The sequence below is a fragment of the Actibacterium ureilyticum genome, assembly GCF_002285435.1.
Classification (GTDB): domain Bacteria; phylum Pseudomonadota; class Alphaproteobacteria; order Rhodobacterales; family Rhodobacteraceae; genus Actibacterium_C; species Actibacterium_C ureilyticum.
This window is the reverse complement of record NZ_NSBT01000026.1, coordinates 43,818-69,237: the sequence shown is the minus strand read 5'-3', so window position 1 is coordinate 69,237 and position 25,420 is coordinate 43,818. Positions and strand designations below refer to the sequence as shown.

General features: G+C 64.6%; 28 protein-coding genes and 1 riboswitch. Of the genes, 11 read left to right on the top strand and 17 right to left on the bottom strand.

The window, feature by feature from the left end:
* Nucleotides 1-49: 49 nt before the first annotated feature.
* From CLM60_RS08935 to CLM60_RS08920, 4 genes are all read right to left on the bottom strand, one after another.
* Nucleotides 50-649, bottom strand: a complete 600-nt coding sequence (locus CLM60_RS08935) for a GntR family transcriptional regulator (RefSeq protein ID WP_095588825.1) — start codon at nucleotides 647-649, stop codon at nucleotides 50-52.
* Nucleotides 650-712: 63 nt separating this feature from the next.
* On the bottom strand, nucleotides 713-2,161 hold the full coding sequence (locus tag CLM60_RS08930; RefSeq protein WP_095588824.1) for a TrkH family potassium uptake protein: 1,449 nt from the start codon (nucleotides 2,159-2,161) through the stop codon (nucleotides 713-715).
* A gap of 49 nt (nucleotides 2,162-2,210) precedes the next feature.
* On the bottom strand, nucleotides 2,211-3,314 hold the full coding sequence (gene folE2 / locus CLM60_RS08925; protein WP_095588823.1) for a GTP cyclohydrolase FolE2: 1,104 nt from the start codon (nucleotides 3,312-3,314) through the stop codon (nucleotides 2,211-2,213).
* A 96-nt stretch (nucleotides 3,315-3,410) separates the two neighbouring features.
* On the bottom strand, nucleotides 3,411-4,592 hold the full coding sequence (locus CLM60_RS08920; RefSeq protein WP_095588822.1) for an aminotransferase class I/II-fold pyridoxal phosphate-dependent enzyme: 1,182 nt from the start codon (nucleotides 4,590-4,592) through the stop codon (nucleotides 3,411-3,413).
* A 58-nt stretch (nucleotides 4,593-4,650) separates the two neighbouring features.
* A riboswitch (SAM riboswitch) is annotated at nucleotides 4,651-4,729 on the bottom strand.
* Between the two features lie 115 nt (nucleotides 4,730-4,844).
* Between CLM60_RS08920 and CLM60_RS08915 the strand changes: the two genes are divergently transcribed.
* Both CLM60_RS08915 and CLM60_RS08910 read left to right on the top strand, forming a co-directional pair.
* Complete coding sequence (locus tag CLM60_RS08915; protein WP_095588821.1) at nucleotides 4,845-5,780, top strand: alpha/beta hydrolase; 936 nt, start codon at nucleotides 4,845-4,847, stop codon at nucleotides 5,778-5,780.
* Between the two features lie 23 nt (nucleotides 5,781-5,803).
* The gene (locus CLM60_RS08910) at nucleotides 5,804-6,511 is read left to right on the top strand and encodes a glutathione S-transferase N-terminal domain-containing protein (protein WP_095588820.1); all 708 of its coding nucleotides are present in this window, start codon (nucleotides 5,804-5,806) and stop codon (nucleotides 6,509-6,511) included.
* Nucleotides 6,512-6,603: 92 nt separating this feature from the next.
* Here the strand turns inward: CLM60_RS08910 and CLM60_RS08905 are convergent, their stop codons facing one another.
* The 4 genes from CLM60_RS08905 to ftsY all read right to left on the bottom strand — a co-directional run bounded on the left by CLM60_RS08905 (nucleotide 6,604) and on the right by ftsY (nucleotide 10,043).
* Nucleotides 6,604-7,212: an inner membrane-spanning protein YciB gene (locus CLM60_RS08905; RefSeq protein ID WP_095588819.1), complete on the bottom strand. Its 609-nt coding sequence runs from the start codon at nucleotides 7,210-7,212 to the stop codon at nucleotides 6,604-6,606.
* A gap of 11 nt (nucleotides 7,213-7,223) precedes the next feature.
* Nucleotides 7,224-8,129 (bottom strand): DMT family transporter, encoded by a 906-nt coding sequence (locus CLM60_RS08900; RefSeq protein WP_095588818.1) that lies wholly within the window; start codon nucleotides 8,127-8,129, stop codon nucleotides 7,224-7,226.
* A 6-nt stretch (nucleotides 8,130-8,135) separates the two neighbouring features.
* A complete protein-coding gene (locus CLM60_RS08895; protein ID WP_095588817.1) occupies nucleotides 8,136-8,660 on the bottom strand; it encodes a peroxiredoxin-like family protein in 525 nt (174 codons plus the stop codon).
* A gap of 75 nt (nucleotides 8,661-8,735) precedes the next feature.
* Nucleotides 8,736-10,043, bottom strand: a complete 1,308-nt coding sequence (gene ftsY / locus CLM60_RS08890; RefSeq protein ID WP_095588816.1) for a signal recognition particle-docking protein FtsY — start codon at nucleotides 10,041-10,043, stop codon at nucleotides 8,736-8,738.
* 244 nt (nucleotides 10,044-10,287) lie between these two features.
* On the opposite strand from ftsY, the gene CLM60_RS08885 reads away from it, so the two are divergent.
* Nucleotides 10,288-10,689 carry a hypothetical protein gene (locus CLM60_RS08885; protein WP_425427219.1) on the top strand — a complete coding sequence of 134 codons (402 nt, stop codon included), beginning with the start codon at nucleotides 10,288-10,290 and terminating at the stop codon, nucleotides 10,687-10,689.
* Between the two features lie 49 nt (nucleotides 10,690-10,738).
* On the opposite strand, the gene xseA is transcribed toward CLM60_RS08885, so the two are convergent.
* Together xseA and CLM60_RS08875 are read right to left on the bottom strand one after the other, a co-directional pair.
* A complete protein-coding gene (gene xseA, locus CLM60_RS08880) occupies nucleotides 10,739-12,247 on the bottom strand; it encodes an exodeoxyribonuclease VII large subunit (protein ID WP_095589309.1) in 1,509 nt (502 codons plus the stop codon).
* A 1-nt stretch (nucleotide 12,248) separates the two neighbouring features.
* A complete protein-coding gene (locus CLM60_RS08875; RefSeq protein WP_095588815.1) occupies nucleotides 12,249-12,962 on the bottom strand; it encodes a glycine-rich domain-containing protein in 714 nt (237 codons plus the stop codon).
* Between the two features lie 154 nt (nucleotides 12,963-13,116).
* Here CLM60_RS08875 and CLM60_RS08870 point away from each other — a divergent pair, with 154 nt between their 5' ends.
* The 4 genes from CLM60_RS08870 to CLM60_RS08855 all read left to right on the top strand — a co-directional run bounded on the left by CLM60_RS08870 (nucleotide 13,117) and on the right by CLM60_RS08855 (nucleotide 15,458).
* Complete coding sequence (locus CLM60_RS08870; protein WP_095588814.1) at nucleotides 13,117-13,437, top strand: hypothetical protein; 321 nt, start codon at nucleotides 13,117-13,119, stop codon at nucleotides 13,435-13,437.
* 68 nt (nucleotides 13,438-13,505) lie between these two features.
* A complete protein-coding gene (gene purD, locus CLM60_RS08865) occupies nucleotides 13,506-14,771 on the top strand; it encodes a phosphoribosylamine--glycine ligase (RefSeq protein WP_095588813.1) in 1,266 nt (421 codons plus the stop codon).
* Nucleotides 14,772-14,889: 118 nt separating this feature from the next.
* Nucleotides 14,890-15,255 carry a hypothetical protein gene (locus CLM60_RS08860; protein WP_095588812.1) on the top strand — a complete coding sequence of 122 codons (366 nt, stop codon included), beginning with the start codon at nucleotides 14,890-14,892 and terminating at the stop codon, nucleotides 15,253-15,255.
* A gap of 65 nt (nucleotides 15,256-15,320) precedes the next feature.
* Entirely contained in the window at nucleotides 15,321-15,458 is a 138-nt protein-coding gene (locus CLM60_RS08855) for an entericidin A/B family lipoprotein (RefSeq protein WP_081893856.1), read from the top strand.
* Between the two features lie 176 nt (nucleotides 15,459-15,634).
* Here the strand turns inward: CLM60_RS08855 and CLM60_RS08850 are convergent, their stop codons facing one another.
* Nucleotides 15,635-16,066: a DsrE family protein gene (locus CLM60_RS08850; protein ID WP_095588811.1), complete on the bottom strand. Its 432-nt coding sequence runs from the start codon at nucleotides 16,064-16,066 to the stop codon at nucleotides 15,635-15,637.
* A 176-nt stretch (nucleotides 16,067-16,242) separates the two neighbouring features.
* Between CLM60_RS08850 and CLM60_RS08845 the strand changes: the two genes are divergently transcribed.
* The 3 genes from CLM60_RS08845 to CLM60_RS20655 all read left to right on the top strand — a co-directional run bounded on the left by CLM60_RS08845 (nucleotide 16,243) and on the right by CLM60_RS20655 (nucleotide 17,564).
* Nucleotides 16,243-16,521 (top strand): hypothetical protein, encoded by a 279-nt coding sequence (locus CLM60_RS08845; protein WP_095588810.1) that lies wholly within the window; start codon nucleotides 16,243-16,245, stop codon nucleotides 16,519-16,521.
* 72 nt (nucleotides 16,522-16,593) lie between these two features.
* On the top strand, nucleotides 16,594-16,737 hold the full coding sequence (locus tag CLM60_RS20890) for a hypothetical protein (RefSeq protein ID WP_176473836.1): 144 nt from the start codon (nucleotides 16,594-16,596) through the stop codon (nucleotides 16,735-16,737).
* A gap of 380 nt (nucleotides 16,738-17,117) precedes the next feature.
* Nucleotides 17,118-17,564, top strand: a complete 447-nt coding sequence (locus CLM60_RS20655; RefSeq protein ID WP_141246486.1) for a hypothetical protein — start codon at nucleotides 17,118-17,120, stop codon at nucleotides 17,562-17,564.
* Between the two features lie 177 nt (nucleotides 17,565-17,741).
* Here the strand turns inward: CLM60_RS20655 and lepA are convergent, their stop codons facing one another.
* The 5 genes from lepA to CLM60_RS08820 form a co-directional block, all read right to left on the bottom strand.
* A complete protein-coding gene (lepA, locus tag CLM60_RS08840; RefSeq protein ID WP_095588809.1) occupies nucleotides 17,742-19,541 on the bottom strand; it encodes a translation elongation factor 4 in 1,800 nt (599 codons plus the stop codon).
* A 62-nt stretch (nucleotides 19,542-19,603) separates the two neighbouring features.
* Nucleotides 19,604-21,145, bottom strand: a complete 1,542-nt coding sequence (locus CLM60_RS08835) for a hypothetical protein (RefSeq protein WP_141246485.1) — start codon at nucleotides 21,143-21,145, stop codon at nucleotides 19,604-19,606.
* Between the two features lie 195 nt (nucleotides 21,146-21,340).
* Nucleotides 21,341-21,739, bottom strand: a complete 399-nt coding sequence (locus CLM60_RS08830) for a GtrA family protein (protein ID WP_095588807.1) — start codon at nucleotides 21,737-21,739, stop codon at nucleotides 21,341-21,343.
* A complete protein-coding gene (locus CLM60_RS08825; RefSeq protein WP_095588806.1) occupies nucleotides 21,717-22,754 on the bottom strand; it encodes a glycosyltransferase family 2 protein in 1,038 nt (345 codons plus the stop codon). Before CLM60_RS08825 ends, CLM60_RS08830 begins: the two co-directional genes overlap by 23 nt.
* 1 nt (nucleotide 22,755) lies before the next feature.
* A complete protein-coding gene (locus CLM60_RS08820; RefSeq protein WP_176473835.1) occupies nucleotides 22,756-24,300 on the bottom strand; it encodes a glycosyltransferase family 39 protein in 1,545 nt (514 codons plus the stop codon).
* 332 nt (nucleotides 24,301-24,632) lie between these two features.
* On the opposite strand from CLM60_RS08820, the gene CLM60_RS08815 reads away from it, so the two are divergent.
* Complete coding sequence (locus CLM60_RS08815) at nucleotides 24,633-24,932, top strand: hypothetical protein (protein ID WP_095588804.1); 300 nt, start codon at nucleotides 24,633-24,635, stop codon at nucleotides 24,930-24,932.
* 3 nt (nucleotides 24,933-24,935) lie between these two features.
* Here CLM60_RS08815 and CLM60_RS08810 read toward each other — a convergent pair whose 3' ends face one another.
* Complete coding sequence (locus CLM60_RS08810) at nucleotides 24,936-25,391, bottom strand: low molecular weight protein-tyrosine-phosphatase (protein WP_095588803.1); 456 nt, start codon at nucleotides 25,389-25,391, stop codon at nucleotides 24,936-24,938.
* Nucleotides 25,392-25,420: the final 29 nt, after the last annotated feature.

Here is a 25,420-nt window from a genome sequence, read left to right as displayed (position 1 = left end):
TCGGTTATAGTCTTTATAGATTTAACGCTCAAGCGCCGCCTGCCCCGCCCTATCGCATCAGGTGCCGCGACAGGATCTGACAGGCGCCATCCGCATCGCGCCGCTGCATCGCCTGAACAATCGCGCCATGGTCCCGGTCCGAGGACCGCACCCACCCCGCACGCCAGCGCGCGTGGAAGCGATGCGCCGACAGACGCTGCAACGGCGCGATCCGCTTCAGCAAAAGCGGCCGGTTGCAGGGCGCCAGGATCGCAAGGTGAAAGGCCCGGTTCGCCTTCTCCCACGAGATCGGATCGGTCGCATTGTCACACTGCACCCGCGCGCGTTCGATCCCCGCCAGCGCAGCCCTGTCGAGAGCCGCGATGGATTTGCGCAACGCCAGCGGCTCCAGCGCCAGGCGCATTTCCTGAATGTCTTCGTGATCGGCATTCGACAGAGAAAACACCCGCACGCCGCGCCGTGGCTCGGAGGTTGCCAGCTCCATCTGCACCAGCCGCTGCAACGCCTCGCGCACGGGCACGTGGCTGGTCTGGAACCGTTCAGCGATGTGATCCTGCGCCAGGCGCGACCCCGGCTCCAACTCGCCACGGATGATCTCTTCGGCCAAGGCCTCGGCGATGATCGCCGATTTTGTAGATAAATTGGACATGCCCCCGGCTTAGCCGAAATTCCCGCCGTTGCGAAGAACCCGTTTCCGCGCCCTGGCGGCGGCTCAGCTGCGCCAGAACTGTACCGTCAGCATGGCATAGACCGCAAACAGCTCCAGCCGGCCGATCAGCATGCCCGCCGTCAGCATCCATTTGGCGGTGTCGTTCAGGCTGGAAAAGTTGCCCGCCGGGCCGATCGTGTCGCCCAGCCCCGGGCCGATATTGGCCAGCGCCGTCGCCGCACCCGAGACCGAGGTCACGAAATCCAGCCCCGTCAGGCCCAGCATCACCGACAGCACGCCCAGCGACACCACGAAGATCACGAAGAACGCCATGACCGACGACAGCGCATCCTCGGGCACGGTGCGCCCCTCGTACCGGGGCGGAAAGACGCCGTGGGGCGAGTGGATCTTGCGGATCTGCGCCAGGATCGCGGCAAACAGCAACTGATAGCGGAAGATCTTGATCGAACAGCAGGTCGACCCGGCGCAGCCCCCCACCAGCCCGATGAAGAAGAACACCACCACCGGGAACGCGCCCCACAGCTGGTAATCGACGCTGGCATAGCCGGTGCCGGTGATGATCGAGGTGACGTTGAAGATCCCCTCGCGGAAGGCATGTTCCAGATGGTCGTCATTGATGAACACGCGATAGATGGTCATCAGCACGGTCAGGAAGAAAATCAGGACCAGAAAGACCCGCACCTGCGAATCCCGTTTCAGCGGCAGCAGGTTGCCCGCCATCAGTTGCACGTAGCGCACGAAGGGCAGGCTGGCCAACACCATGAACACCGACGCGACATATTCCGGCGCCCCCTGAAACGCCCCGAACGACGCGTCATGGCTGGAAAATCCCCCCGTGGACACCGTGGTCAGCGCGTGGTTGACCGCGTCCAGGAACGACATCCCCACAACCAGATAGCACAGCACGCAGGCCACCGTCAGAACCAGATACGCGACCGAGATCCGCGCCGCGATCTGTGCCGCGCGCGGCAGCACCTTGCCGTCTGTCTCGAACGCCTCGGACCGGAAGATCTGCATCCCGCCCACCCGCAATTCGGGCAGGAAGACCATCGCCACGACGATGATGCCCACGCCGCCGAACCATTGCAGCATCGACCGCCACAGCAGCAGCCCCTGCGGCAGCGCATCCAGCCCCGAAAACACGGTCGAGCCGGTGGTGGTCATGCCCGACATCGCCTCGAAAAACGCGTCGACGGCACGCGCCTCGGTCGCGCCGATCACGAAAGGGATGCCGCCGAAGACCGGCAGGATCAGCCAGACGCCGGTGGTCAGAAGAAAGGTCTGTTGCAGGGTCAGCCCCGCCTGCACCCCGTTCGAACAGGCCAGCGACAGCACGCCGCCGGTCAGGCAAGTCAGGATCGCGGCCTCGAGGAATACGGGCCAATGGCCATTCCCGTGCCACAGGTCCAGCAGCATGGGCAACAGCATGGTCGCGCCCAAAACGGCAACCAACAGGCCGACGACATATCCAACGGGGCGCAGATCCAGCATGACCGCAGGCTTGGCCCTGCCGCCCCCCGCTGTCAAGCCCGCAAGGGGCCTAGCCGTGGTGGATCAGCGTCGAAAACAGCTTGGGATCCAGGCTGTTGCCGGCAAAGGTCTCGCCCTCGACCAGCAGGCTGACCGCGTCATGGCTGTGCAGGCTTTCCTGATGGCTGGCCACCACGCGATAGTCGCCGATCCGCGGGTCGGCATGCAGCACCTCGCTGAACAGCCGCGCGGCATCCTCGACAAAGATCGGGTTCGCGGCGTTCAGCTCGGCAAAGGCCTGTTCATCCTCGCGCTTGACCATCACCTGGGTCTCGGTCGGGACCGCCTTGCGGCAAAGCGCGATCAGGTCCTCGAACCACAGACAGCCCGCGCCGGGTTCCACCACGACCGAGATCCGCGCGACCGAGCGCTGCGAATGCGGCGTGGCCAACTGCCCGCGCGCGCTGCGCGCGTGTTCGGCCAGTTCCAGCGAACAGGGGCAGGTCGACGAATAGACGTAGTCCAGATGCAGGATCCGCATCCGCTGCCCGTTCTGTTCGATCACCTCAAGCGCGATGTCGTAATATTGAAACCCTTCCAGACCCGACCGCAGCGAGCGGATCTTCATCGGGAAGGAGAACTGCATCTGGATGCGTGCATCCAGGCTTTCCAGATCGGTCTTGTAATCGTCCAGGGCCGCCTCGATCACCTCGAAGCTGAAGGTCCGCTCGCCATGCCGATAGAAGCTGCGCATGATGCGCGACATGTTGATGCCCTTCTTGCCGGGCTCTAGGCTGACCGTGCCGGTGACCGAGCTTTCCAGCGTCAGGTCGCCATTGTCGCGGGTGTGAAAGCGGATCGGCAGGCGGAAATTCGAAATCCCCACATGCTGGATCAGCCGCTTCTGCCCCCGGATCAGGCTGGCCGGCCCGTTCTGAAGATCGGGCATCGACGCCTTGTACGCCGCATCGACCGTGAAATCCGACGGATAGGTCCGGCTGAGCGCGGGTCCATTGGACAGGTCGCGCCCCGGCATCAGCCGTTCGATGGCGGGATCGAGCGTCTCGATCTCCAGCGTCGATGACGCACCGGCCCAGCGCCGCAGCAGTTTCAGCGCGGCCCTGGCCTCGTCCCGGCTTGGCACCCGGTCGGTATCGCGGTCGTGAACGTTCATTGCAGGCACTCCCTTGTGACGCCGTGCTCGCCCATAGATGGGCGTTATACGGCGTATTTCCACAATTTCACAGGGTAATACGTGGGCCCGCCCGGCTCAGATCAGATCAAGCGCCTGCATCAGGTCCGCAATCAGGTCATCGGGATGTTCCAGCCCGACCGAGATGCGCACCAACCCGTCGCTGATCCCCAGCGCGTCCTTCTGATCCTGCGGCAGACGCTGATGCGTCGTCGTGGCGGGATGGGTCGCGATGGATTTCGCATCGGCGAAATTGTTGGAAATGATGAACAGGTTCAAGGCGTTGAGGAATTTGAAACAGGCATCCTTGCCGCCCTTCACCTCGATCGCCAGAACGGTGCCGCCCGACGGCGCCTGTGCGATCGCCACGTCATATTGCGGATGCGTGGGATGGGTGGGATAGCGCATCTGGCTCAGCTTGGGATGGCCGACCAGCGCCTCGGCGATCCTTGCCGTGCTCTCAGCCTGGGCGCGCACCCGCAGCTCCAGCGTTTCCAGCGCCTTCAGATGGGTCCAGGCGGCAAAGGGGTTGATCGCCCCGCCAGTGTGCTTGACATAGGTCTCGATCGGGCCGCGGATCAGCGCGCGCGACCCACAGATCGCACCGCCCAGCATCCGCCCCTGCCCGTCCACATGCTTGGTGGTGGAATAGACGACCAGATCCACCCCCATCCGCGTGGCATAGGAAAAGACCGGCGTCGCCATCACATTGTCGACCACCACCAGGGCGCCGTTGCGATGCGCCACATCGACCACATGCGCCAGATCCACCACCTCGAGCGTGGGGTTCGAGATCGATTCCAGGAACACCAGCGTGGTGTCGGGCCGGATCGCCGCGTCCCAGGCCGCATTGTCGGTGCCATCGACCAGCGTCACCTCGACCCCGTAGCGCGCCAGAACCTCCTCCAGCACATACAGGCACGACCCAAAGAGCGCGCGCGAAGACACCACATGATCGCCCGCCTTGGTCAGCGCCATCAGCGCCGCACTGACCGCCGCCATCCCCGAGGTACAGGCAAACGCGTCCTCTGTCCCCTCAAGGGCGGCGATGCGGTCCTCGAACATGCGGTTGGTGGGGTTGCCATAGCGGGCATAGATGAATTCGTCATCGCCCGCGCCCTGGAACCGCGCCTCGGCGGCCTCGGCCGTGGGATAGACGAAGGCCTGGGTCACGAACAGCCCCTCGGACAGCTCGCCATACTGGCTGCGACGAATACCGGCATGCACCGCCTTGGTGCGCGGGTTCCAGTCCTGTGTCATCTGTCGGTCACTCCTTCGCGACGCATAAAAAAGCCCCCACCGCATCACGAGCGTCGGGGGCAATCCGTCCCTGACCTCTTTAGCGGCATGTTTAACGTGGCCCGCAATCCGGTGAACAAATCGCCACGATGGCCGTGACATATCGCCACGCGCCGTGACCGTCAAGCACCGTCACGCAGCTGTAACACCCGGTTCACGCCCCTGTCGTATCCTCGGTTTAACTCCCGCACCCAAGATGTAGTGGGGGCACCCATGCCACTTGTCCAGATCAATGCCGGCCCCGCGGGCCTTGTGCCCGACCCGGATGCCGAAACCCGGCTGCGCACCGCCCTGCACGCGCTGCCCAAGGGCGCGCCGGTGGTGATCCTGATCCACGGGTTCAAATTCTCGCCCAGCCACCCCGCCCGCAGCCCGCACCGGCATATCCTGGCGCTGGACCCCGCCAGCGGCTGCCGCAAGGCGCTGTCCTGGCCGCGCGCTCTGGGCTTTGGCGACGACACCGCCGACGGGCTCTGCATCGCCTTCGGGTGGGAGGCGTCGGGCTCGATCTGGCGCGCCTATGGGCAGGCCGCGCGCACCGGCGCCGCGCTGGCCCGGCTGATCGCCACGATCCGGCATCACAGCCCCGGCCGACAGGTCGACATCCTGGCCCATTCGCTGGGCGCGCGGGTCACCCTGGCCGCCCTGCCCCACTTGCAAGCGGGCGCGCTGCGCCACGCGATCCTGATGGCGCCTGCCGAAACACGCAGCCAGGCGCGCGCGGCCCTCGACACCCCCGCCGGGCGCGCGGCGGCGTTCCTGACCGTGGCCAGCGGGGAAAACACGCTTTATGACCTGCTGCTGGAATGGCTCGTCGCCCCGCACCGCCCCGGCGACCGCAGCCTGGGCCAGGCGGGCTTCACCGACCGCGCCAATTGGCTGACCCTACGGATCGACAGCACCGCCACCCTGCAGGCGCTGCGCGACCTTGGCTTTCCCGTCGCCGCCCCCGAACGCCGGATCTGTCACTGGAGCCCCTATCTGCGCCCCGGCATGTTCGGCCTCTACACCGCGCTCCTGCGGGCCGATTTCCCGCTGGAACACCTGCGCATGCGCCTGCCCGACACGCCCCAGCCCCGCCGGTCACGACGAGTTGCACGGCCCCGCCTGCCCCTGCCCTTGCCCTTTGCCGGAAAAGCGCCATCCTGATCCCAGCGAACAGGAGAACCGACATGACCGCACCCATTGACCTCTATTACTGGCCCACGCCCAACGGCTGGAAGATCTCGATCGCGCTCGAGGAAATGGGCCTGCCCTATGATCTGCACCTGATCGATATCGGCGCGGGCGACCAGTTCGACCCCGATTTCCTGAAAATCGCGCCCAATAACCGGATGCCCGCCATCGTCGATCCCGACGGCCCCGATGGCGCCCCGATCGCGATCTTCGAATCCGGCGCGATCCTGCAATACCTGGCGCGCAAGACCGGCCGCTTCTGCGGCGATACCGAACGCAGCCGCATCGCGGTCGACCAGTGGCTGATGTGGCAGATGGGCGGCGTGGGTCCGATGGCGGGCCAGGCGCATCACTTCCTGAAATACGCCCCCAGCATGGAGCCTCCCAACGACCTGCCCTATGCCAAGGACCGCTACCGCAACGAGGTCGCGCGGCTTTACGGCGTGCTGGACCGGCAACTGGCCCAGAACGCCTTCGTCGCCGGCGATTTCTACTCCATCGCCGATATGGCGATCTGGCCCTGGGCATCCCTGTGGGAGGGTCAGGAACAGACCCTCGACGACAAGCCGCACCTGAAACGCTGGCTGGAGACGGTCGGCGAACGCCCCGCGGTGCAAAAGGGCCGCGCCCTGGCCGCCGAAAAACGCAGCAACCTGCAATCCGACAAGAAGGCGCAAGAGATCCTGTTCAAGAAACAGGCCTGACCCTTCATTGTTCGAAAAATACTCCCGCCGGAGGCATCGCGCGCGTCAGCGCGCCACAAAATGTCGTGCGGGCGCAAGCCCGCGCAATCGGATCAGGCACTGTCCTCATCCGCCTCGGCGGCGTATTTCTGGAACACGCCGCTTTGGGTCATGAAAAACAGGAACACCGCCGCGGTCAGGCCAAAGGTCTTGAAATTCACCCAGGTGTCGGTCGACATGGTGCGCCAGACGACCTCGTTCGCCACGGCCAGCCCGGCAAAGAACAGCGCCAGCCGCCGGGTCAGGATCATCCACCCCTCGTGGCGCAGCGGCATCGCCTCTTCCATCACCAGCTTCAGATAGCTCTGCCCGCGCAGCAGCCCAAAGCCCAAAATCCCCGCAAACAGCGTATAGATCATCGTGGGCTTCATCTTGAAGAACCGGTCGTCGTTCAGCCACACGGTCAGCCCGCCGAAGACCACCACCAGAACCGCGGTCGCGATCTGCATCTTGGAAATATGCCCCGACAGCTTCCACAACAGCGCCGTGGTCAAAAGGATCAGCGGAATGAACCCCGCCGTCACCAGGATGAAGCCGTCATATTCCGTGCCGCTGATGACAAAGCTCTTGTCCTTCATCGCGACATAGGCCGCGAAGAACGCCGCGATCGGCCCCAGTTCCAGCGCCATCTTCAGGATCGGATTGATGCGTTTCTCGCTCATCGCTGCCTCTTTCATCCACCCATTTCAACTATCACGGCGCCCGCCGCGATCAAACCCATCAGGACCACCCGGCGCGGGCCGACCTTTTCGCCCAGCACCAGCCAGCCGATCAGCGCGGCAAAGACGGTCGATGTTTCGCGCAGCACCGCCGCCTCGCCCACCTTGTCCAGCCGCGTGGCCATCATGACCGACCCAAAGCTCAGGAACGCCACGATGGCGCCCAGCACCCCCCGCGCCATCAGCGGCCTCGGCGCGGGCCGGTCGGCCATGCTGCGCCAGCGCAGCAGCGCGATCGCGGGCATGAACAGCAGCCCGTCGATGAAGAAGAACCACGCCAGAAAGGTGAACGGATTGGCCGTCGCGCGAATGCCATAGGCGTCATAGGTGGTGTAAAGCGCGACAAAGGCGCCGGTCAGCACCGCCAGCATCAGCGCCAGTTTCAGCGTGTCGCGCTGCAATTCCCAATGGATCAGATTATAGACCGCCAGCCCGAAGATCCCCGCCAGCAGCACCGCCATGCCCAGCCATTGCGCGGCGGTGAAATGCTCGTCGAAGATCACCATCGCCCCGATCACCGCGAAAAGCGGCCCGGTGCCGCGCACCACCGGATAAACGACGGTATAGGCCCCCTTGGTATAGGTATAGCCCTGCGCCAGCTTGTAGCCCACATGGATCACGAAAGCCCCGGCAAAGATCGCCCACATATGCGGCTCGGGCCAGGGCACCACGAACAGCGCAAAGGGCGCGGCCATCATCCCATAGCTGAAATCGATCGCCCCACGGCTGAGCCAGGGATCGTGCCGCCCCTTCTGCAGCGCCCCGAACACCGCATGCAACAGCGCCGCCAGCAGCGCGAGCACCAGCGCAAGCTGGTGCCCGGCGGCGGTGCCCTCCAGTGACAGCAGCCAATTGCTCACATCATCCTATCCAGCAAAGGTGCCCCTGACCGGATAGTCGTTTTCCAGCACATATTTGATCCGTGCGGGCAACCGGTCCAGATCGGGCCGCAGGAACGGCGCGTTGGAATAGTCGACCATGTGAAGATCGCCCCCCGCATCGATCAGGAACAGCCCCGGCTCGGCAAAGGTCCGGTCGGTTTCCTGCGCCGAGCGCGGGGTCGAGATATAAAGCCCAAGCGCCTGCATCTGCGCCACCGACAGATCGTACCCGATGGGCAGGCTCAGCCCCTGTTCGGTCTGCATCTGCTGCGCCTTGGCTTCGGTATCGGCCGAGATCGCGACGACCTCGATCCCGATCTCGGCAAAGGCCGGCAGGATCTGTTCCAGGTCCGACAGGTATTGCTTGCAGATCGGGCAATGCAGGCCGCGATAGACGAAGACAAGCTGCCATTCGGCGCGCTCGGGCTTGCCCAAGGTGATGGTGCCACCGCCAAGGCGGGCGATATCGGTTTGCGGGAACGGCGCCCCGGCGGTCAGTGCGTTCGGCATCGGACAGTTTCCTTGTGAAAGTCATGGGCCGAACCACCTGCGCTGATCGCTCGGGGCTTCAAGACCGGCAGATGATCACGTGTTCGCGACCCCGGCAAGGGCATTCGCGAAATCCTGTGGATCGAACGCATCCAGGTCGTCGATCTGTTCGCCCACGCCTATGGCGTGGATCGGCAGGCCGAACCTGTCGGCCAGCGCCACAAGCACCCCGCCCTTGGCCGTGCCATCGAGCTTGGTCATCACCAGACCCGACACATCGGCCAGTTTCCGGAATGTCTCGACCTGGCTAAGCGCGTTCTGGCCGGTGGTGGCGTCCAGCACCAGCAGGGTGTTGTGCGGCGCGTCGGGGTTCTTCTTGCGGATGACGCGGACGATCTTGGCCAGTTCCTCCATCAGGTCGGCGCGGTTCTGCAGCCGCCCGGCGGTGTCGATCATCAGCAGATCGGCGCCCTCGGCCTCGGCCCTTGTCATGGCGTCGAAAGCCAGGCTGGCGGGATCGGACCCTTCGGGTGCGGTCATCACCGGCACGCCCGCGCGTTCGCCCCAGACCTGAAGCTGTTCGACGGCGGCGGCGCGGAACGTGTCGCCCGCGGCGATCACCACCGATTTGCCCGCCGCCTTGAACTGGCTGGCCAGCTTGCCGATGGTCGTGGTCTTGCCCGAGCCGTTGACCCCCACCACCAGCACCACCTGCGGCTTGCTGGGGTAAAGCGGCATGGGCTTGGCGACGGGTTCCATGATGCGGGCGATCTCGGTGGCCAGCAGGGATTTGATCTCGGCCACCGACAGTTTCTTGCCGAACCGCCCCTCGGCCATGTTGGCGGTGACGCGCAGGGCGGTGTCGACGCCCATGTCGGACGCGATCAGCAGCTCTTCGAGCTGTTCCAGCATGTCGTCATCCAGCACCCGGCGCATGACCGGCGCGCCGTCGCCCCGGCCCAGCAGCCGGCCGATGATCCCTGGGCGTGCAGCGGTTTCGGCGGGCGGCAGCGGGATTTCCACCGGCGCGGGATCGGGCGTGATGTCGGGCTGCACCGGCAGTTCGACCGGCGGTTCGGGCGCGCGTTCGGGTTGCGGCGGCGGTACCGGCATCGGTTCGGGCACCGGCGTGGGATCGGGCGCGGGTTGCGGCGCGGGATCGGGCGCGGGCACGGTTTCCGGTTCGGGCACGGGGATCGGTACCGGTTCGGGTTCGGGCACCGGGTCGGGCGTGGGCTGGGGCACCGGTTCGGGCGTGGGCGCGGGATCGGGCTGGGCGGGAACCTCGGGCAGCTCTGGCGTGGTGTCGAGCGTGCCGCCATCCTCGACAATCGCCTCCAGCCCCTCTTCGAGCTTCGACGAAGATTTGAAGAGCTTGTCCTTGAGCTTTCTGAAAAGTGCCATGTCGCCTCCGATCAGGTCTGACTTAATGGCAATCGCGGCGCTAGAAAAGCCCGATCCCGGACAGAAACGCCAAAAGCGCGGGCATCGGCCCGCCGCCCGAAAACGCGGCAATCCCCGGCGGCTCACGAAAATCTGTGCCCGCAGGGGGCGCTTTGGCGCCGGGCGCGATGGACCGCCCGCGCGCGGGATGGCAAGATGTCCCGGGGTGCCCGGTGACCGGGCGCCGATGACCAGGGGGACCCCCATGATGCGCGCCTGTCTTTTCTTCCTGATGCTCTGGGCCGGGGCGGTCCGGGCCGCCGATGGCCCGATGTCGGCCGAGGCGTTCGAGGACTATGCCACCGGGCGGACGCTTTATTTCGGGGCGGAAGGGCTGGCCTATGGCGCCGAGCAATACCTGCCGGGGCGCGAGGTGATCTGGACCTTTCTGAACGGGGAATGCCAGCGCGGGCGGTGGTATGAACAGGCGGGCATGATCTGTTTCGTCTACGAAAAAGCGCCCGAGGCGCCACAATGCTGGAGCTTTTTCAGCGATGGCGCAGGCTTGAGCGCGCGGTTCGAAGGCGACCCCGACGCGACCGAGCTTTACGAGGTGGAAAAGGACGATGCCCCGCTGATCTGCCCCGGCCCCGAGGTCGGCGCCTGAGATTTCAGGCCTCCGGCGGGAGTTTTTTCAAAGCGCTGAAAGGGGCGGTTCAGAACAGGCTACCCTGTTCGGGCGGTTTCTTGACCGGTTTCGTGGCTTTCGGTTTGGCGGGCGCGGGGGCGGCGGGGTTTGCGGCGCCGGGCACCACGTCGAGCCGCCCGTCGCGGAACTGGATTTCCAGCGTGGCGGCTTTCGCGGCCTCGGCGCTGGTGGTGATCACATCTTCGCCCGCGCGCACCACCGCATAGCCGCGTTTCAGCGTTTCGGTATAGCCCAGGCTTTGGCGCATGCGTTCCAGTGCGGCCAGCCGGTCGGCCAGCCGCGCGGTGCGGGTGCGGGCGATCTGGGCCAGCCGGTCGGACACCTGACGCAGCTCGCGCGACTTACGGTCGATGTCGCGTTGCAAGGCCGCGGGTTGCAGCCGGGCGGCGCGGTCGTCCAGGCGGCGGCCCGCATCGTCCAGCCGCGCGTGCAGCATGGCCGGGCGCAGGCTGGCGCAGCGTTCGGCCAGCGCCACGCGTTTTTTCTGGGCGACGCCCGTGAGCGCCGGGTCGAGCCGCGCCGACCACAGATCGAGCCGTTGCGCGGCGGTTTCGACCAGCGCCTGGGGCCGGGGCAGCCCGCGGGCCATGTCCTGCATCCGCTGGCGGCGCTGCTGGATGGCGCGCGTGGCCGCATGGGTCAGGCGGGCGCCCTGTTCATCGGTCCAGGACAGCAGCTCCAGCCGCACCGGCACGGCCAGTTCGGCGGCCGCCGTGGGCGTCGGCGCGCGCTTGTCCGAGACATAGTCGATGAGCGTGGTGTCGGTTTCGTGCCCGACGGCCGAGATCAGCGGGATGTCGGACTCTGCCGCCGCGCGGGCCACGGATTCTTCGTTGAAGCCCCACAGATCCTCGATCGAGCCGCCGCCGCGCGCCACGATGATCAGGTCGGGCCGGGGCAGCGCGCCGCCTGGGCTAAGCGCATTGAAGCCCCGGATCGCGCGCGTGACTTCGGGTGCGCAGGCCGATCCCTGCACCGCCACGGGCCAGATCAGCACCTTGCGCGGGAAACGGTCGCGCAGCCGGTGCAGGATGTCGCGGATGACCGCACCGCTGGGCGAGGTCACGACGCCGATCACCTCAGGCAGGAACGGCAGCGGGCGTTTGCGTTCGGCGGCAAAGAGGCCTTCGGCCGCCAGCGCCTTCTTGCGCTTTTCCAGCATCGCCATCAGCGCACCTTCGCCCGCGACGGTGACCTCGTCCACGTTCAGGTTGTATTTCGACTGCGCCCCGAAGGCGGTGAGCTTGCCGGTGACGATGACCTCCAGCCCCTCTTCGGGGATGACGCTGAGGCGCGCCGCCTGGCCCTTCCACGTGGTGCAGGCCAGCACGTTATTGTCGTCCTTGATGTCGTAGTAAAGATGGCCCGAGCGCGCCTTGAACACGCGGCCGACCTCGCCCCGCACACGGATGCGGCCAAAGGCGCCCTCGATCGTGCGCTTCACCGCGCCCGAGATTTCGCTGACGGTGAATTCCGGGGCGTTCTGGCCGGGTTCTGGGGCGTCGATCAGGTCCATGTCAGCCTCCTCCTCCGCCGCAACCACCGCCGCCGCAGCCCGCGCCACCATCGCCTGCACCGCCATCAACCGCGCTGCTATTTCCTTTGCCATGGCCGCCGCTACAACCAGCGACAAATGTGCCACCAGTTCGGTCTGCTTTGGCCGGTTTTACCTGCAACAAGCCCCAGATGATCAATCCTGCGCCCAGGACAAGTCCTGTGATACCCAACACAGACGCGCCCGCGAAAAGCGCTCCGGCGCCCGCGATGCCGGTCGCCGCCCCGACGATGAACAGTGGCCGTGTGGCGCGGGCAGCGCCACGGGTCTGACCGGGAATAGGCCAAATGTCCGTTGGTGCGACTGCACCAAACTCCTGCGCATAAAGCCGTCGTGTCGCGGCATATTGATCGGCCATACGGGCGGAATCCTCACCGGTATCGGCGGCGTCATGGTGAAGATCGTTCCGCAACACCTGTTTACACAGAACCTGCCAATAGTCGCGCGTCATGGCCAGATGAAGGTGCCAGGCCGCGTCGACTGCCACGCTGGGCGTGACCGGCTTTTCGCTGACTTGAGAAAGATAGAGGAAACGCTTGTATTCCTGCACCACACGGGCGGCATAGTCCGGATCCCAGAGTTCCTGTGCCGCCAGTCTGGAAGCGAAGCTCTGCGTGTGCGCCTCAGCGCCAAAGCGATGCTCTTGCAGACGGGACATCAGTTCAGGGTCGCGCATCTTGTCTGATCTCTCTAGAGATTTGCGTTTCATCCGATCTAGCAGATCGCGCAAGCCGGGTGAACCACGCAGGTACCTGTAGTCTTTCGCCACCGCGTGTTTCGTGGCACCCTTGCAGGCGATGTTGCGATCGTGGCTTTTACTCGCATTCGCTATGCTGACCGCCTGTGGGCGAGAGGCCAGCCATATCCCCAACCCCGTCCTGCTGCCGGGCCAGGCGGTCAGCACAGGGATCGCGAATGCCGCCTATGGCGCCCGCCGCGCGCGGGTGGCGCGCCATGTGGCCGTGCATCACCCCACCCTGATGACCGAGATCGCGGCCGGGGGCGGGCCGAAGCTGAGCCAAGCGATGGATCTGGCGCGCGTCCGGGTGGCGGATCGCCCGGCCCTGATCCGGCGCCTGCAACAGGACCGCGCGCTTTATGCCGCCGACCGCGAGGCGCTGATCGTCGCGCTGATGGTGCATGGCGGCTAGCACCGCTTGTGTCCCGCAACGCACCGCCGTAGAACCCTCCCAACCAAATTCGGGCGGGAGCATCTGGCATGAATATCCTTATCCTCGGCAGTGGCGGGCGCGAACATGCCCTGGCCTGGGCGATCAAGCAGAACCCGAAATGCGATCGGCTGATCTGTGCCCCCGGCAATGCGGGCATGGCCGAGATCGCCGAATGCGCGGCGCTGGATATCGAAGACGGCGGCGCCGTCGCGACATTCGCCGAGGAAAACGCGGTGGATTTCGTGGTGATCGGCCCCGAGGCGCCGCTGGCCGCGGGCGTGGCCGACCGGCTGCGCGCCGCCGGATTCCTGTGTTTCGGACCGTCGGCCGAGGCCGCGAAACTGGAAGCCAGCAAGGGCTTCACCAAGGAGATCTGCGACGCCTGTGGCGCGCCCACCGCCGCCTATGCCCGTTTCACCGATGCCGATGCGGCCCGCGATTACATCCGCGCTCAAGGTGCGCCCATCGTGGTCAAGGCCGACGGGCTGGCCGCGGGCAAGGGCGTGATCGTCGCGATGACCGAGGCCGAGGCGCTGGCGGCCATTGACGACATGTTCGGCGGCGCCTTTGGCGGCGCGGGCGCCGAGGTGGTGATCGAGGAATTCATGGAAGGCGAAGAGGCGTCCTTCTTCATCCTGTGCGACGGGGAAAACGTGCTGCCCGTGGGCACCGCGCAGGACCACAAGCGCGTGGGCGATGGCGATACCGGCCCCAATACCGGCGGCATGGGCGCCTATTCCCCCGCGCCCGTGATGACCGATGCGGTGACGCAAAAGGCGCTGGATGAAATCGTGAAGCCCACGGTGGCGGAAATGACGAAACGCGGGACGCCCTATCAGGGTGTGCTGTACGCCGGGTTCATGATCCAGGACGGCCAGCCCCGGCTGGTGGAATACAATGTCCGGTTTGGCGACCCCGAATGCCAGGTGCTGATGCTGCGCCTTGGGGCGCAGGCGCTGGACCTGCTGCTGGCCTGTGCCGAGGGGCGGCTGGACCAGGCTCAGGTCAACTGGGCCGACGACCACGCCATGACCGTGGTGCTGGCGGCCAAGGGGTATCCCGGCGGCTATGACAAGGGCTCTGTCATCGGGGGGCTGGACGCCCTGCCCGAAACCAGCAGCCAGATGGTGTTCCACGCCGGCACCAAGGAGGTCAACGGCCATGTGACGGCCGCTGGCGGGCGGGTGCTGAACGCCACCGCGCGCGGCGCGACATTGGCCGAGGCGCGCGACCGCGCCTATGCCCTGGCCGACGGGATCGACTGGCCCGACGGGTTCTATCGCCGCGATATCGGCTGGCGCGCGCTGGGGTAACGCCCCCGCGCGCAGACGCCCGGCATGCTGCGGCGCGGCGGATAATATCGTTGACACGACGGAAACAACACGGTTCTGTGAAGCATATTTATTTGCTTTTCAGTACCGAGAATTTTCCATGTCTTACCCGTTTTCCCTTTTCCCCACGATCCGCACCGAATTCCACGCCCCGCTGTCGGGCGACGTGACCCAGAATGTCGAACCACGCGTCTTTTCCCCCGACATCGCGGGCGACCCGCGCATCGAATCCCGCATCCACCGCAATATCGCCAGCTATGGCACGCAGTTGGGCAAGATCCTGGAGGCGCTGGAGACCCTGTCAGCGGCCACCGACACGCCCCTGCCCCAGATCGACAGCCTGGTCGAACGGGTCGAGGCCGAAAAGACCCACCACCGCGAAACCCTGCGGCGCGAGGCCGAAGAGGCGCTGATGCGTCTGAAACGGGCCGATGAAACCGCCTGGACCGAAGTTATTCAAAAATAAAAGGAACCCCAATCCGTGACGCGCGTTGACGACAGGACTGCAAAGCGAAGAACGGAGATACCGACATGACCCGCATGACCCTGGCCCTGCTGACCGCCCTTGCCCTGAGCGCCTGTGAAACCGTCGAAGGCGCCGGCCAGGACATCCAGAACGCCGGCGAAGCGATCGAGACCGAGGCCAACGAGACCCAGGCCCAGATGTAACCAGATTGGCGTGACGAGTAACCGTAACCAGTTTGATGTGACGTGTACCGCGTAAACGATTGAGCGCAAAAAATTTCAAGCCTACCGACCCGGTTGTCCCCCGGGCCGTATACCGGTCCACCCGCGAAATCCCCAAGCTTCGCCGGTGGGCCGGTTTCTTTTTGTCCGAAATCCGGTCAGAACGACCAGATCGCCGCGTCATCGTCCAGCAGGGCGTCGGCCATGGCGGGCGGCGCGGCGACGGTGACGCCGTCCAGCAGCGCCTCGGGGCCCGCGCCCTTGCCCGGCAGATAGATCGCACAGACCTCGGCCTTGGCGCCCTTTTCCATCGCCGCCTGCAACAGGCCCTGCGGGCTCATCCCCTTGGGCGGCTGTCCGGCGGTGGCGGTTTCGGGTGCGTCCTTCAGCGCGATATCCCCCGCCGGCCCGCACAGCAGGATGCGCGTGTCCACGCCCTTGGCGACGGCCTGCATGGTCAGAACCATGCTCATCAGCTGGGTCTGCGGCTCGGCCGCGGTGACGACCGTCACCAGACGCTCTGCGGGTTCGGCCTGCGCGGGCAGGGCCAGCAGCGCGACGGCGGCCAGGGCGGGCAAAGTTTTCAGCATTTCGACATCCTCTCACAGTCTCCATGCGCGTTCCGCGGTGCACCCTAAAGATGCATTCGACATACTGAATATGTCAGAACGCCGCATGCGCGCTGCGCCCCATTGTCCCTGGGGCAATCGGCGCCCGCGCGCCCGGGGCCGTTTCGCGCTATACTGCCCGCGAAGGAGGAGCCGACATGATCACCTTGGACGATATCGAGGACATGACCTGCCTGACCCGCGACGAGATCGCCGCCGTGGCCGAGCACGAGGGCCTGCCCGCGCTGAACGCCGCGACGCTGGGCGACTATCTGATGCACCAGCACAAGGGGCCGCAGCATGTGCAACAGATGATCTGCGAGGATATCCGCAGCGCCCTGCATGCCGACAATCTGGACCACGCGCGGGAGCTTTACGCGGTGCTGCACCATTTCATCACCGACCACCCCGAGGCCCAGCACGGCGCCGAGGGGTAACGGCCCGCGCGCGGCAACCCGCCCCTATCATTCACCTGATTTGCCGCTAAGCTGGCGTCAGGAGAATCGAGCATGCGCAAAACATTCTGGCTGATCGCCATCATCACCGCCCCCACCCTGCTGTCGGCCTGTGCCCCCGTCGTCATCGGCGCCGCCGGCGCCGTCGCCGCCGACGAGGCCATCGAACAGAAGAAAGGTGGGGACGGGTTATTTTGAGGTTGCTTGAACCACAAGAAAACCCACACATGATGCTGAAATAAAACGTTTTTTACAAGAAAAACCACAGGACCCACAGAACTCGAGATCGCACATCTCATACTAAATTTTTCACGCCAAAAATAATCTACTGCTTGGATTTCCTGAAAATATCGCCATATTTAAACCAAAGAAGTGGTCCACAAACCTCCATAAATGCCTGCAACCAAACAACATCACCGAGGAAAACATGGGTGGGAGCTACAAGCTCGACATGCACGGGTTCAACTCTGGCGTCAACAAAACGTTGACGATGAAACCCATGGTGCGTGTTCTAAAGAATATCAAAGATGGTCATGGTACAAGCAGCGTGAACCGAGATACCAAGAAAGGGAATTCTGTTGTCATCAGAGAAAGACGAAGCGGGTCTTCCTGACAGAGTTCCAGCTAACGCACGCGACCGTGAAAATGTAAATGCGCTCTATGTAGAGAACTTTCACTACAGCCCTAACAGCATAAGCGAGTTGAGAAGGCTAGCTGAGAGCAACCCTGAACTTGCCGAAAAGATCGTAGACTCTCAAGATAGAGTTGCGCGCCTATACTCCATAAGCGAGTGGATTGGCATGGTGGTGTCCGCGGTGCTAGGACTTAGCATAATTGCCGGGTTTGTGTCCATGGTGGTGAATCTAGGTTGGTGGCAGTCACTAGCTTTTGTGCTTTTGATGCTAGCTACTTCACATTTACTTCGTACAGTATTGACTGGAGAGTGGTCCGAAACAAGCTGGTTAGGACCAATATTCAAGGCAAGCGGCTTCCCCAAATCAGATGATTCTGAAGGGGATCCGTAGTCGCTTGATGTTCTTCGTAATAGAAGCACACTTGCGCCCCTATGCAGCTTCGGCATCACCCCAAGAGCGCACAATCAATCATCTATCTTCAACGCATTGAGCTCTCCGCCCAGGCAAACCGCAGGGGCACGCGATTTTCTTCGAAAATAGCTTTCGCCCCACCCTAAAATTGGACGATCAATCGTCCATTTTCAGGGCGTTGATAAACGCCTGCTGCGGGATCTCGACCTTGCCAAACTGGCGCATCTTCTTCTTGCCCGCCTTCTGCTTCTCCAACAGCTTTTTCTTCCGCGTGGCGTCGCCGCCATAGCATTTGGCGGTCACGTCCTTGCGCATGGCCGACAGGGTCTCGCGGGCGATGACGCGGCCGCCGATGGCGGCCTGGATCGGGATCTTGAACATGTGGCGGGGGATCAGCTCTTTCAGCTTTTCGCACATCGCCCTGCCCCGCGCCTCGGCCCGGTCGCGGTGAACCATGGTCGACAGCGCGTCCACGGGTTCGTCATTCACCAGCACCTGCATCTTGACCAGGTAATCCTGGGCATAGCCGATCATCTGATAGTCGAAGGACGCATAGCCCTTGGTCACCGATTTCAGCCGGTCATAGAAATCGAACACCACCTCGTTCAGCGGCAGGTCATAGACCACCATGGCGCGGGACCCGGCATAGGTCAGATCCTGTTGAATGCCGCGCCGGTCCTGGCACAGCTTCAGCACGTCGCCCAGGTATTCGTCGGGCACCAGGATCGTGGCTTTGATGCGCGGTTCCTCGATATGATCGACGTAAGTGAGATCGGGCATGTCGGCGGGGTTGTGCAGCTCGACCATCGTGCCGTCCTTCATGTGGACGTGATAGATCACGCTGGGCGCCGTGGTGATCAGGTCGATGTCGTATTCCCGTTCGATCCGGTCGCGGATGACCTCCAGGTGCAGAAGCCCCAGGAACCCGCAGCGGAAGCCGAAGCCCAGCGCGGCCGAGGTCTCCATCTCGTAGCTGAAAGAGGCGTCGTTCAGCGCCAGCTTCTCGATACTGTCGCGCAGATCCTCGAATTCGGCCGAATCCACCGGGAACAGGCCACAGAACACCACCGGCTGCGCGGGTTTAAAGCCCGGCAGGGCCTTGTCGGTGCCCTTTTTCTCGTGCGTGATGGTGTCGCCCACGCGGGTATCGCGCACCTGTTTGATGGAGGCGGTCAGGAAGCCGATCTCGCCCGGGCCCAGTTCCGCGATATCCTGCATCTTGGGGCGGAAGACGCCCAGCCGGTCGACGGGATAGGTGCCGCCAGTGCCCATCATCTTGATCCGGTCGCCTTTCTTGATGACGCCGTCGATCACGCGGATGATCACGACCACGCCCAGATAGGCGTCGTAATAGCTGTCGACCAGCATCGCCTTGAGCGGCGCATCGCGGTCGCCCTTGGGCGCGGGCAGGCGCGTCACGATCGCCTCGAGCACATCGGGGATGCCGACACCGGTCTTGGCGCTGATCTGCACCGCATCGGTGGCGTCGATGCCGATCACATCCTCGATCTGTTCGGCCACGCGGTCCACATCCGCCGCGGGCAGGTCGATCTTGTTCAGCACCGGCACGATTTCATGGTCGGCATCGATGGCCTGATAGACATTGGCCAGCGTCTGCGCCTCGACCCCCTGGGTCGCGTCGACGACCAGCAGCGAGCCTTCGACCGCCTGCATCGAGCGGCTGACCTCATAGGCGAAGTCGACATGGCCGGGCGTGTCGATCAGGTTCAGCACATAGGTCTCGCCATCCTTGGCGGGATATTCGATCCGCACCGTGTTGGCCTTGATGGTGATCCCGCGTTCGCGTTCGATATCCATGCTGTCCAGCAACTGCTCTTGCATGTCCCGTTCGGCCACCGTGCCCGTCATCTGGATCAGGCGGTCGGCCAGCGTGGATTTGCCGTGGTCGATATGGGCCACGATGGAAAAGTTGCGGATGTTTTTCAGATCGGTCATTCGCGACGATATGCGTTGGTTTTCAGGGGCGGTCAAGCGCCCTGAACGGTTTGCCGCGGCGGTTACAGGCCGGGAAGATCGCACGCGCCCGCCGGCGGTTGCGGCGATTGCCAGCGCAGCAGGAAATTCTGGTCGTCAGCGCGGGTCTGAAACTGGAAACCCGGCGTGGCCAGCGTGGGCGCCAGACGCTCTTGCCAGCCGACATCGGCCCACCAGCCGGGATCGGCCACGATCAGCCCTTCGGGCACGCACAGCATGACCTGCGCCACCGTGGCGGTGTCGCTGATGATCGGCCGGCCGGTGCGCGTGTCGCGCGCGAATTGCGTGAATGGCGGGGTTTCGGACAGGCGGCTGCGGCTGATCAACAGGTCGTAATCGCCCAGATAGGCGATGGTATCGAGCTCGCGCGTGGTCATCCGGAACGGCACATCCCGCCAATCGCCGACCAGGGTGGCGACGCGGGACCAATCCTCGCGGTTCAGGGGCGCGGTTGCGGTGGCCAGCCGCAGCGCGGGCGCCATGAACGAGCCCGAGATCAGCGCCACCAGCACCACCAGCCCCGCAGCGGTCGCCGGAAGATAGCGCGCGGATGCGACCCGCGCCGACACCTGCCCCGCCACCCAGTCCGCCACGGCGACGATCGCAAGCGCGGTCAGCGCGAAATAGAACGGCATCACATAGGACAGGTAGCGCGCCGCCTTGAACGCGCCGAAGGAATGGGTGACCAAGGCCACCGCGAAGATCACCGCGCAAAACAGCCCCATCCGCCGCGCCCGCCAGATCGCCAGAAACAGCACCACCGGAAAGGCCGCCCAAAGCGGACCGTACCCTTCCAGGAAAAGACGGTGATAGAACAGAACGTCATCGCGGGCCTTTTCGCTGTGGGCGGGGACCCAGCGATAGAACTCCCACGCCTTGTGCAGGACCCCCAGCCGATAGGCCGCGAACAGCAGCAGCAGGGCCGCCGGAACCCCCAGCGTCACCACCCAGCGACCGGCGGGATGGCGGCGCAGAAACGGCAGCGCATGGGCCAGCGCCCACCACAGGCCCAGCGCCGCCGCCCCGATCAGGGTCGACATCTGCGCCGACAGCGCCACCGCCAGCGCCGGAACCGCCAGCGCCAGCCAAGCGGCGCGCGCCCGGCCGCTGGCCTGAAACCCGTTATAGAAAGCGGCGGCACCGATCAGAAAGGTCAGCACCTGCAGCGAATAGAACCGCACGGTCTGCGCCTCGAATATGCCCGCGGGCCACAGGATCGCCAGCACCGCCGCCAGCGCCGCGACCGCCCAGCCCGCATGGCGGTTCAGCCACAGGAACAGCACCATCGGCACCGCCGCCCCAAGCAGCATGGGAAACAGCCGCGCCGTGGCCAGGTCGTCCTGTCCCAACAGCCGCAGATGCAGCGCCAGCGCGCGGGTAAAGCCCGCCCCACGCCGGTATTCGCCGTCCAGGATGCGAAAGCCCGCACCATCGTTCAGCGACCGCGCAGGCAGCAGGTGATAGAACTCGTCAAACTGCGCGGGCAGGTTCAACAGGCCGATGCGGGTCGCGATCCCCGCCAGCAGGACCGTCAGCGCCGACAGGATCAGCAAACGGCCGGTCACAGGCTGTCCGCCCAAACCCATTCGATTGCTGAAACCCACCGTCAATGCCCCGATAACCCTGTGCCGTCCCGCGCCAGCGCCCGCCCATTGCCCCACCCCGTGATCGGGTGACGGCCTGCGGGCGGAAACCACGGGATCCCGTTTGAAATCCGACCGTATGCGACCCCGAAACCGGAGTCCAATGCCCCGGCGCCCCTAGGACGCCGCTGTAAACCCCCAGAACCGGCTGGCGACAAAGGTGCCCACCGGTACGATAATGATCGCAATCGCCAGGGCCACGGATTCGGGCAGGACATTCATCGCCACCAGCCCGATCAGAACGAAATTGTTCACCGCAAACCCCATCAGCGCAATCACCCCGTAACGGCCCATCGACCGCAGGAAGGGCGTGTTGCGCTGGAATGAAAAATGATAGTGCCCGAAGAACGACACGAAAAACGCCGTGACGAAGCCCAGCACGTTCGACCAGCCCAGCGATGCCAGATCGAACGCCAGCAGCCCCTGCGCCACCGCCATATGCACCAGCGTCGACAGCCCGCCCACCAGGCCGAAGCGCAGCGCCTGGATCAGCTCAGCCCTGGTCCGGATCGACATCGCGCGTCCCTTTTTCGGTCCGGGCGCCCTTGCGGTACACCCCCTGCAACAGATAGACGGGCCGGCCCTTGGTCTCGACGAAAAGCCGCGACAGGTATTCGCCGATCACCCCCAGCGAAATCAGCTGGATGCCCCCCAGGAACAGCACCGCCGTCATGGTCGAGGCATAGCCGGGCACGTCGATCCCATAAACCATGGTCCGGACCACGATCAGGCTGGCATAAAGCACCGACACGAACGCCACGATCCCCCCGGCATAGGTCCAGACCCGCAGCGGCAGGCTGGAAAAGCTGACCACCCCGTCCAGCGCGAAATTCCACAGCCGCCAGTAATTGAACTTGGTCTCGCCCGCCGCGCGTTCGGGGCGGGTGTATTCCACCCCCACCGACGGAAACCCGATCCAGGCAAACAGCCCCTTCATGAACCGGTTGCGCTCGGTCAGCTGACAGATCGCATCCACCGCCACCCGGTCCATCAGGCGATAGTCGCCTGCATTCGGCGGGATCTCGGTCTGGGCCAGACGGTTGAACAGCCGATAGAACAGGCCCGAGGTCACGCGCTTGGTCGCCTTGTCCGACGACCGGTCCACCCGCACGCCATAGACCACGTCATAGCCTTCGCGCCATCTCTCAAGGAATTTCGGGATCAGGTCGGGCGGGTCCTGCAGATCGACATCCATCGGGATCACCACATCGCCGCTGGCCTGTTCGATCCCGGCGGTCATCGCGACCTCTTTCCCGAAATTGCGGCTCAGGTTGACGACGACGACCCGGTCGTCGCGGCGGCTCAGGTCAATGAGCTTGGCGATGGTGTCGTCCTTGCTGCCATCGTTGACAAAGACCAGCTCCAGCCGGTGGCCGTCCAGCTCGCCCGTGATGGCGGTGTGGAACAGGTCGACCGCATCGGTTTCGTTATAGCACGGCACCACGATCGAGATCAGCGGATCGGCCACCCGCGTCACCGCCGGCGGCAAGCCCACGGGACGGGCGGGCAGGCTGATTTCGGTATCCTTCATCTCAACGTGTCCATTTTGCATAATGCCTGCCATCCTGTGCCGCCGCCAGGATCGGCGCGCGCGCAAAGCCCTGTTCGTGCAATTGCGCCACGATATCCCCATAAAGCGCGGTCTTGTCGGTGTTCATCGACCCCCGGTCGATGGTGAAGGCCAGTATGACAGTGCTTCGGTTATCCAGCAACGGGGCCAGATCGGCGGCCGCAGCGGCCCAGTCGCCCGGTTCGCGCGGCAGCAGGTACAGCAGCTGTTCCGGCGCCACCTCGAACGCTGCGGCCAGCGTCGCCCCCCGCCCGACGCCGGGATCGACCACGATCAGCGTCTGATCGGTCCCGGCCTGCGCGGCCTCGGCCGCGATGGACCGATAGAACCCGCCGCCCCGGTTGCGGTTGGTCTCGAACCCGAAATTCAGCATCGCCGCCAGCCCCGCCACCAGCAGCCAGAGCGGCGCCAGGGCCGGAAAGACCGGGATCGCCCGCGCGATCCCCTGCCCCAGCATCAGCGCCCCGCGCGCGGCCAGATAGGCCACGAAGGGCGTGAAGAATGTCCAATAGCGCAACGCGTTGAACGACCGGTCCATCAGCACCGACGCCACCAGGAACAGCCCCACCCCGACGCCCACCACAAACAGCGCGATCGTGGCGTGATCCCACCGGCGCGGGCCGCGCAGCATCGCCGCCAGAACGCCCGAGCCCCCCAGCGCGATCAGCGCGAAACAGGCCAGCCGCCCGTATTTCTGGACCAGGTTCGGCACCTCGAAACTGGTGGCCGAAAAGACCTGTCCGGGCAGAAAGGCCAGCATCTCCTTCACCCAGCCGACCAGCCCGGGAAACCCGGTCATCTGGTCGGGCCGCGCGCCCATGTGATGCAGCATCACTGGCAGCCAGGGCAGGAACACCAGAAACGCCACCAGCGGCGACAGCCAGTAAAGGAACCGCCGCGTCACCAGCCCGCGCAGCACCTGCACCCCCAACAGGGGCACCACGATGAAAACGGCGAAATAATGCGTCAGCAGCAGCCCGCCACAGGCCAGCCCATTCACCACCACGCGCCACAGCACCGGGCGCGATGCGGCCCCGTCAGCGGGCTGTGCGGCGGTGAGCCAGGCCAGCACCGCCAGCAGCAGCACCATGGCATAGCCGCGCGCGTCATGGGCGCTGGTGGCCACCGAAAACGACAGCCCATAGGCCAGCACATAGGCCAGCGCGCGGGGCGGCTCGAACCGGGCCATCAGCCGGGCAAACAGCACCACGGATGCCAGCACCAGCGCGACCGACACGAACCGCATCACCGTCAGGCTGTTGCCAAAGACCCATGTCGCTGCATTGGCAACACCGAAGTAAAGCGGTGGATGAACGTCATTTTCGATATAGTTGTCAATCAGTTGCGGCAATATCCTGACGCCGTCGAACTGGCGCTGAACCTGTTCGGCGGCAAGCGGACCGGGGCCGGGCTGAACATAGTCCACAGCCGCGTTCGATTGCAGGGTGATCGCCTCGTCATACCAGATAGACCGGCTGAAAACGCCGAGGGAATAGACAATGGCCAACAATATCAATGCGATAAAATAAAAATACCAACGGGACATACAGGTGCTTTTGAAAGATCGAACCGCACCGGCCGCAATTGACCGACACCGGGCCAAGTGTAATGCAAACCACCCCCGAAAGGAAAAGAAATCCTGCGACATGGGCCGGGATTTTCTGCATCTGCGAAAGTTTTGCGCGCCCGGGGCGATTGTTTCACCCCAAAGGCCCGCGCGTCACGTTTTGACGCGGCACCGTCGAGATTATTGAAATTTTAAGATCGCGTGGCATAATCCCCGCACTGGGCAGGACGCCGGGCCAACCGGGGCCGCCCGCGCAAAGAAGAGGCAAGGGCATGAAACATCTTATTCTGGCAGCGCTGATCGCGGGCACGACCGCCCCCGCCAGCTTTGGCGGCACCATCGAAAAGGCCTGTCTGCGGTCGGACCGCAAGGCCGTGTCGCGCAGCCTGTGCGGCTGTATCCAAGAGGCCGCGAACCTGACGCTTTCGGGCTCGGATCAGCGGCTGGCGGCGAAATTCTTCCGCGACCCGCATCAGGCACAGGTGATCCGCCAGTCGGACCGCAGCAGCCACGAGGCGTTCTGGAAGCGCTACAAGCAGTTCGGCGCCACCGCGGAAACCTTCTGCCGCTAAGGCTCAGCGCGGCCGCAGGCTGCGTGCCAGCCCGCGGCTCGCCCCCTCGATCAGGTCCAGAACCAGGTCGAACCCGCCCTCGTAATAAGGGTCGGGCACCTCGTCGCGCGCGCTGTCGGCATAGCTGAGGAACAGCGCCACAGGCGTTTCGCTGTCCATCGGGCGCATCCGTTCCAGCGCCGCGACATTGGCATGATCCATCGCCACGATCAGATCGAACCGCGCGAAATCGGCGCCCGTGACCTGCTGCGCGCGCAGATGGCTCAGGTCATAGCCGCGCTGCGCAGCCTCGGTCGTGGCGCGCGCATCGGGCGGATCGCCCACATGCCAGCCACCGGTGCCCGCGCTTTCGACATGCACGTCCAGCCCCTCGGCCGCTGCGATGGCTTCGAAAACGCCGTGCGCGGTGGGCGAGCGGCAGATATTGCCCAGACAGACAAACAGGATGCGGGTGGTCATCGGCTCCTCCATTGGTCAAAGTGATAGCG

Excerpts from the sequence above, each read along its gene's own strand:
- CLM60_RS08935 (WP_095588825.1), bottom strand. The coding sequence starts at position 649 with ATGTCCAATTTATCTACAAAATCGGCGATCATCGCCGAGGCCTTGGCC.
- CLM60_RS08930 (WP_095588824.1), bottom strand. The coding sequence starts at position 2,161 with ATGCTGGATCTGCGCCCCGTTGGATATGTCGTCGGCCTGTTGGTTGCC.
- folE2 (WP_095588823.1), bottom strand. The coding sequence starts at position 3,314 with ATGAACGTTCACGACCGCGATACCGACCGGGTGCCAAGCCGGGACGAG.
- CLM60_RS08920 (WP_095588822.1), bottom strand. The coding sequence starts at position 4,592 with ATGACACAGGACTGGAACCCGCGCACCAAGGCGGTGCATGCCGGTATT.
- CLM60_RS08915 (WP_095588821.1), top strand. The coding sequence starts at position 4,845 with ATGCCACTTGTCCAGATCAATGCCGGCCCCGCGGGCCTTGTGCCCGAC.
- CLM60_RS08910 (WP_095588820.1), top strand. The coding sequence starts at position 5,804 with ATGACCGCACCCATTGACCTCTATTACTGGCCCACGCCCAACGGCTGG.
- CLM60_RS08905 (WP_095588819.1), bottom strand. The coding sequence starts at position 7,212 with ATGAGCGAGAAACGCATCAATCCGATCCTGAAGATGGCGCTGGAACTG.
- CLM60_RS08895 (WP_095588817.1), bottom strand. The coding sequence starts at position 8,660 with ATGCCGAACGCACTGACCGCCGGGGCGCCGTTCCCGCAAACCGATATC.
- ftsY (WP_095588816.1), bottom strand. The coding sequence starts at position 10,043 with ATGGCACTTTTCAGAAAGCTCAAGGACAAGCTCTTCAAATCTTCGTCG.
- CLM60_RS08885 (WP_425427219.1), top strand. The coding sequence starts at position 10,288 with ATGATGCGCGCCTGTCTTTTCTTCCTGATGCTCTGGGCCGGGGCGGTC.
- xseA (WP_095589309.1), bottom strand. The coding sequence starts at position 12,247 with ATGGACCTGATCGACGCCCCAGAACCCGGCCAGAACGCCCCGGAATTC.
- CLM60_RS08875 (WP_095588815.1), bottom strand. The coding sequence starts at position 12,962 with ATGCGCGACCCTGAACTGATGTCCCGTCTGCAAGAGCATCGCTTTGGC.
- CLM60_RS08870 (WP_095588814.1), top strand. The coding sequence starts at position 13,117 with ATGCTGACCGCCTGTGGGCGAGAGGCCAGCCATATCCCCAACCCCGTC.
- purD (WP_095588813.1), top strand. The coding sequence starts at position 13,506 with ATGAATATCCTTATCCTCGGCAGTGGCGGGCGCGAACATGCCCTGGCC.
- CLM60_RS08860 (WP_095588812.1), top strand. The coding sequence starts at position 14,890 with ATGTCTTACCCGTTTTCCCTTTTCCCCACGATCCGCACCGAATTCCAC.
- CLM60_RS08855 (WP_081893856.1), top strand. The coding sequence starts at position 15,321 with ATGACCCGCATGACCCTGGCCCTGCTGACCGCCCTTGCCCTGAGCGCC.
- CLM60_RS08850 (WP_095588811.1), bottom strand. The coding sequence starts at position 16,066 with ATGCTGAAAACTTTGCCCGCCCTGGCCGCCGTCGCGCTGCTGGCCCTG.
- CLM60_RS08845 (WP_095588810.1), top strand. The coding sequence starts at position 16,243 with ATGATCACCTTGGACGATATCGAGGACATGACCTGCCTGACCCGCGAC.
- CLM60_RS20890 (WP_176473836.1), top strand. The coding sequence starts at position 16,594 with ATGCGCAAAACATTCTGGCTGATCGCCATCATCACCGCCCCCACCCTG.
- lepA (WP_095588809.1), bottom strand. The coding sequence starts at position 19,541 with ATGACCGATCTGAAAAACATCCGCAACTTTTCCATCGTGGCCCATATC.
- CLM60_RS08830 (WP_095588807.1), bottom strand. The coding sequence starts at position 21,739 with ATGTCGATCCGGACCAGGGCTGAGCTGATCCAGGCGCTGCGCTTCGGC.
- CLM60_RS08825 (WP_095588806.1), bottom strand. The coding sequence starts at position 22,754 with ATGAAGGATACCGAAATCAGCCTGCCCGCCCGTCCCGTGGGCTTGCCG.
- CLM60_RS08815 (WP_095588804.1), top strand. The coding sequence starts at position 24,633 with ATGAAACATCTTATTCTGGCAGCGCTGATCGCGGGCACGACCGCCCCC.
- CLM60_RS08810 (WP_095588803.1), bottom strand. The coding sequence starts at position 25,391 with ATGACCACCCGCATCCTGTTTGTCTGTCTGGGCAATATCTGCCGCTCG.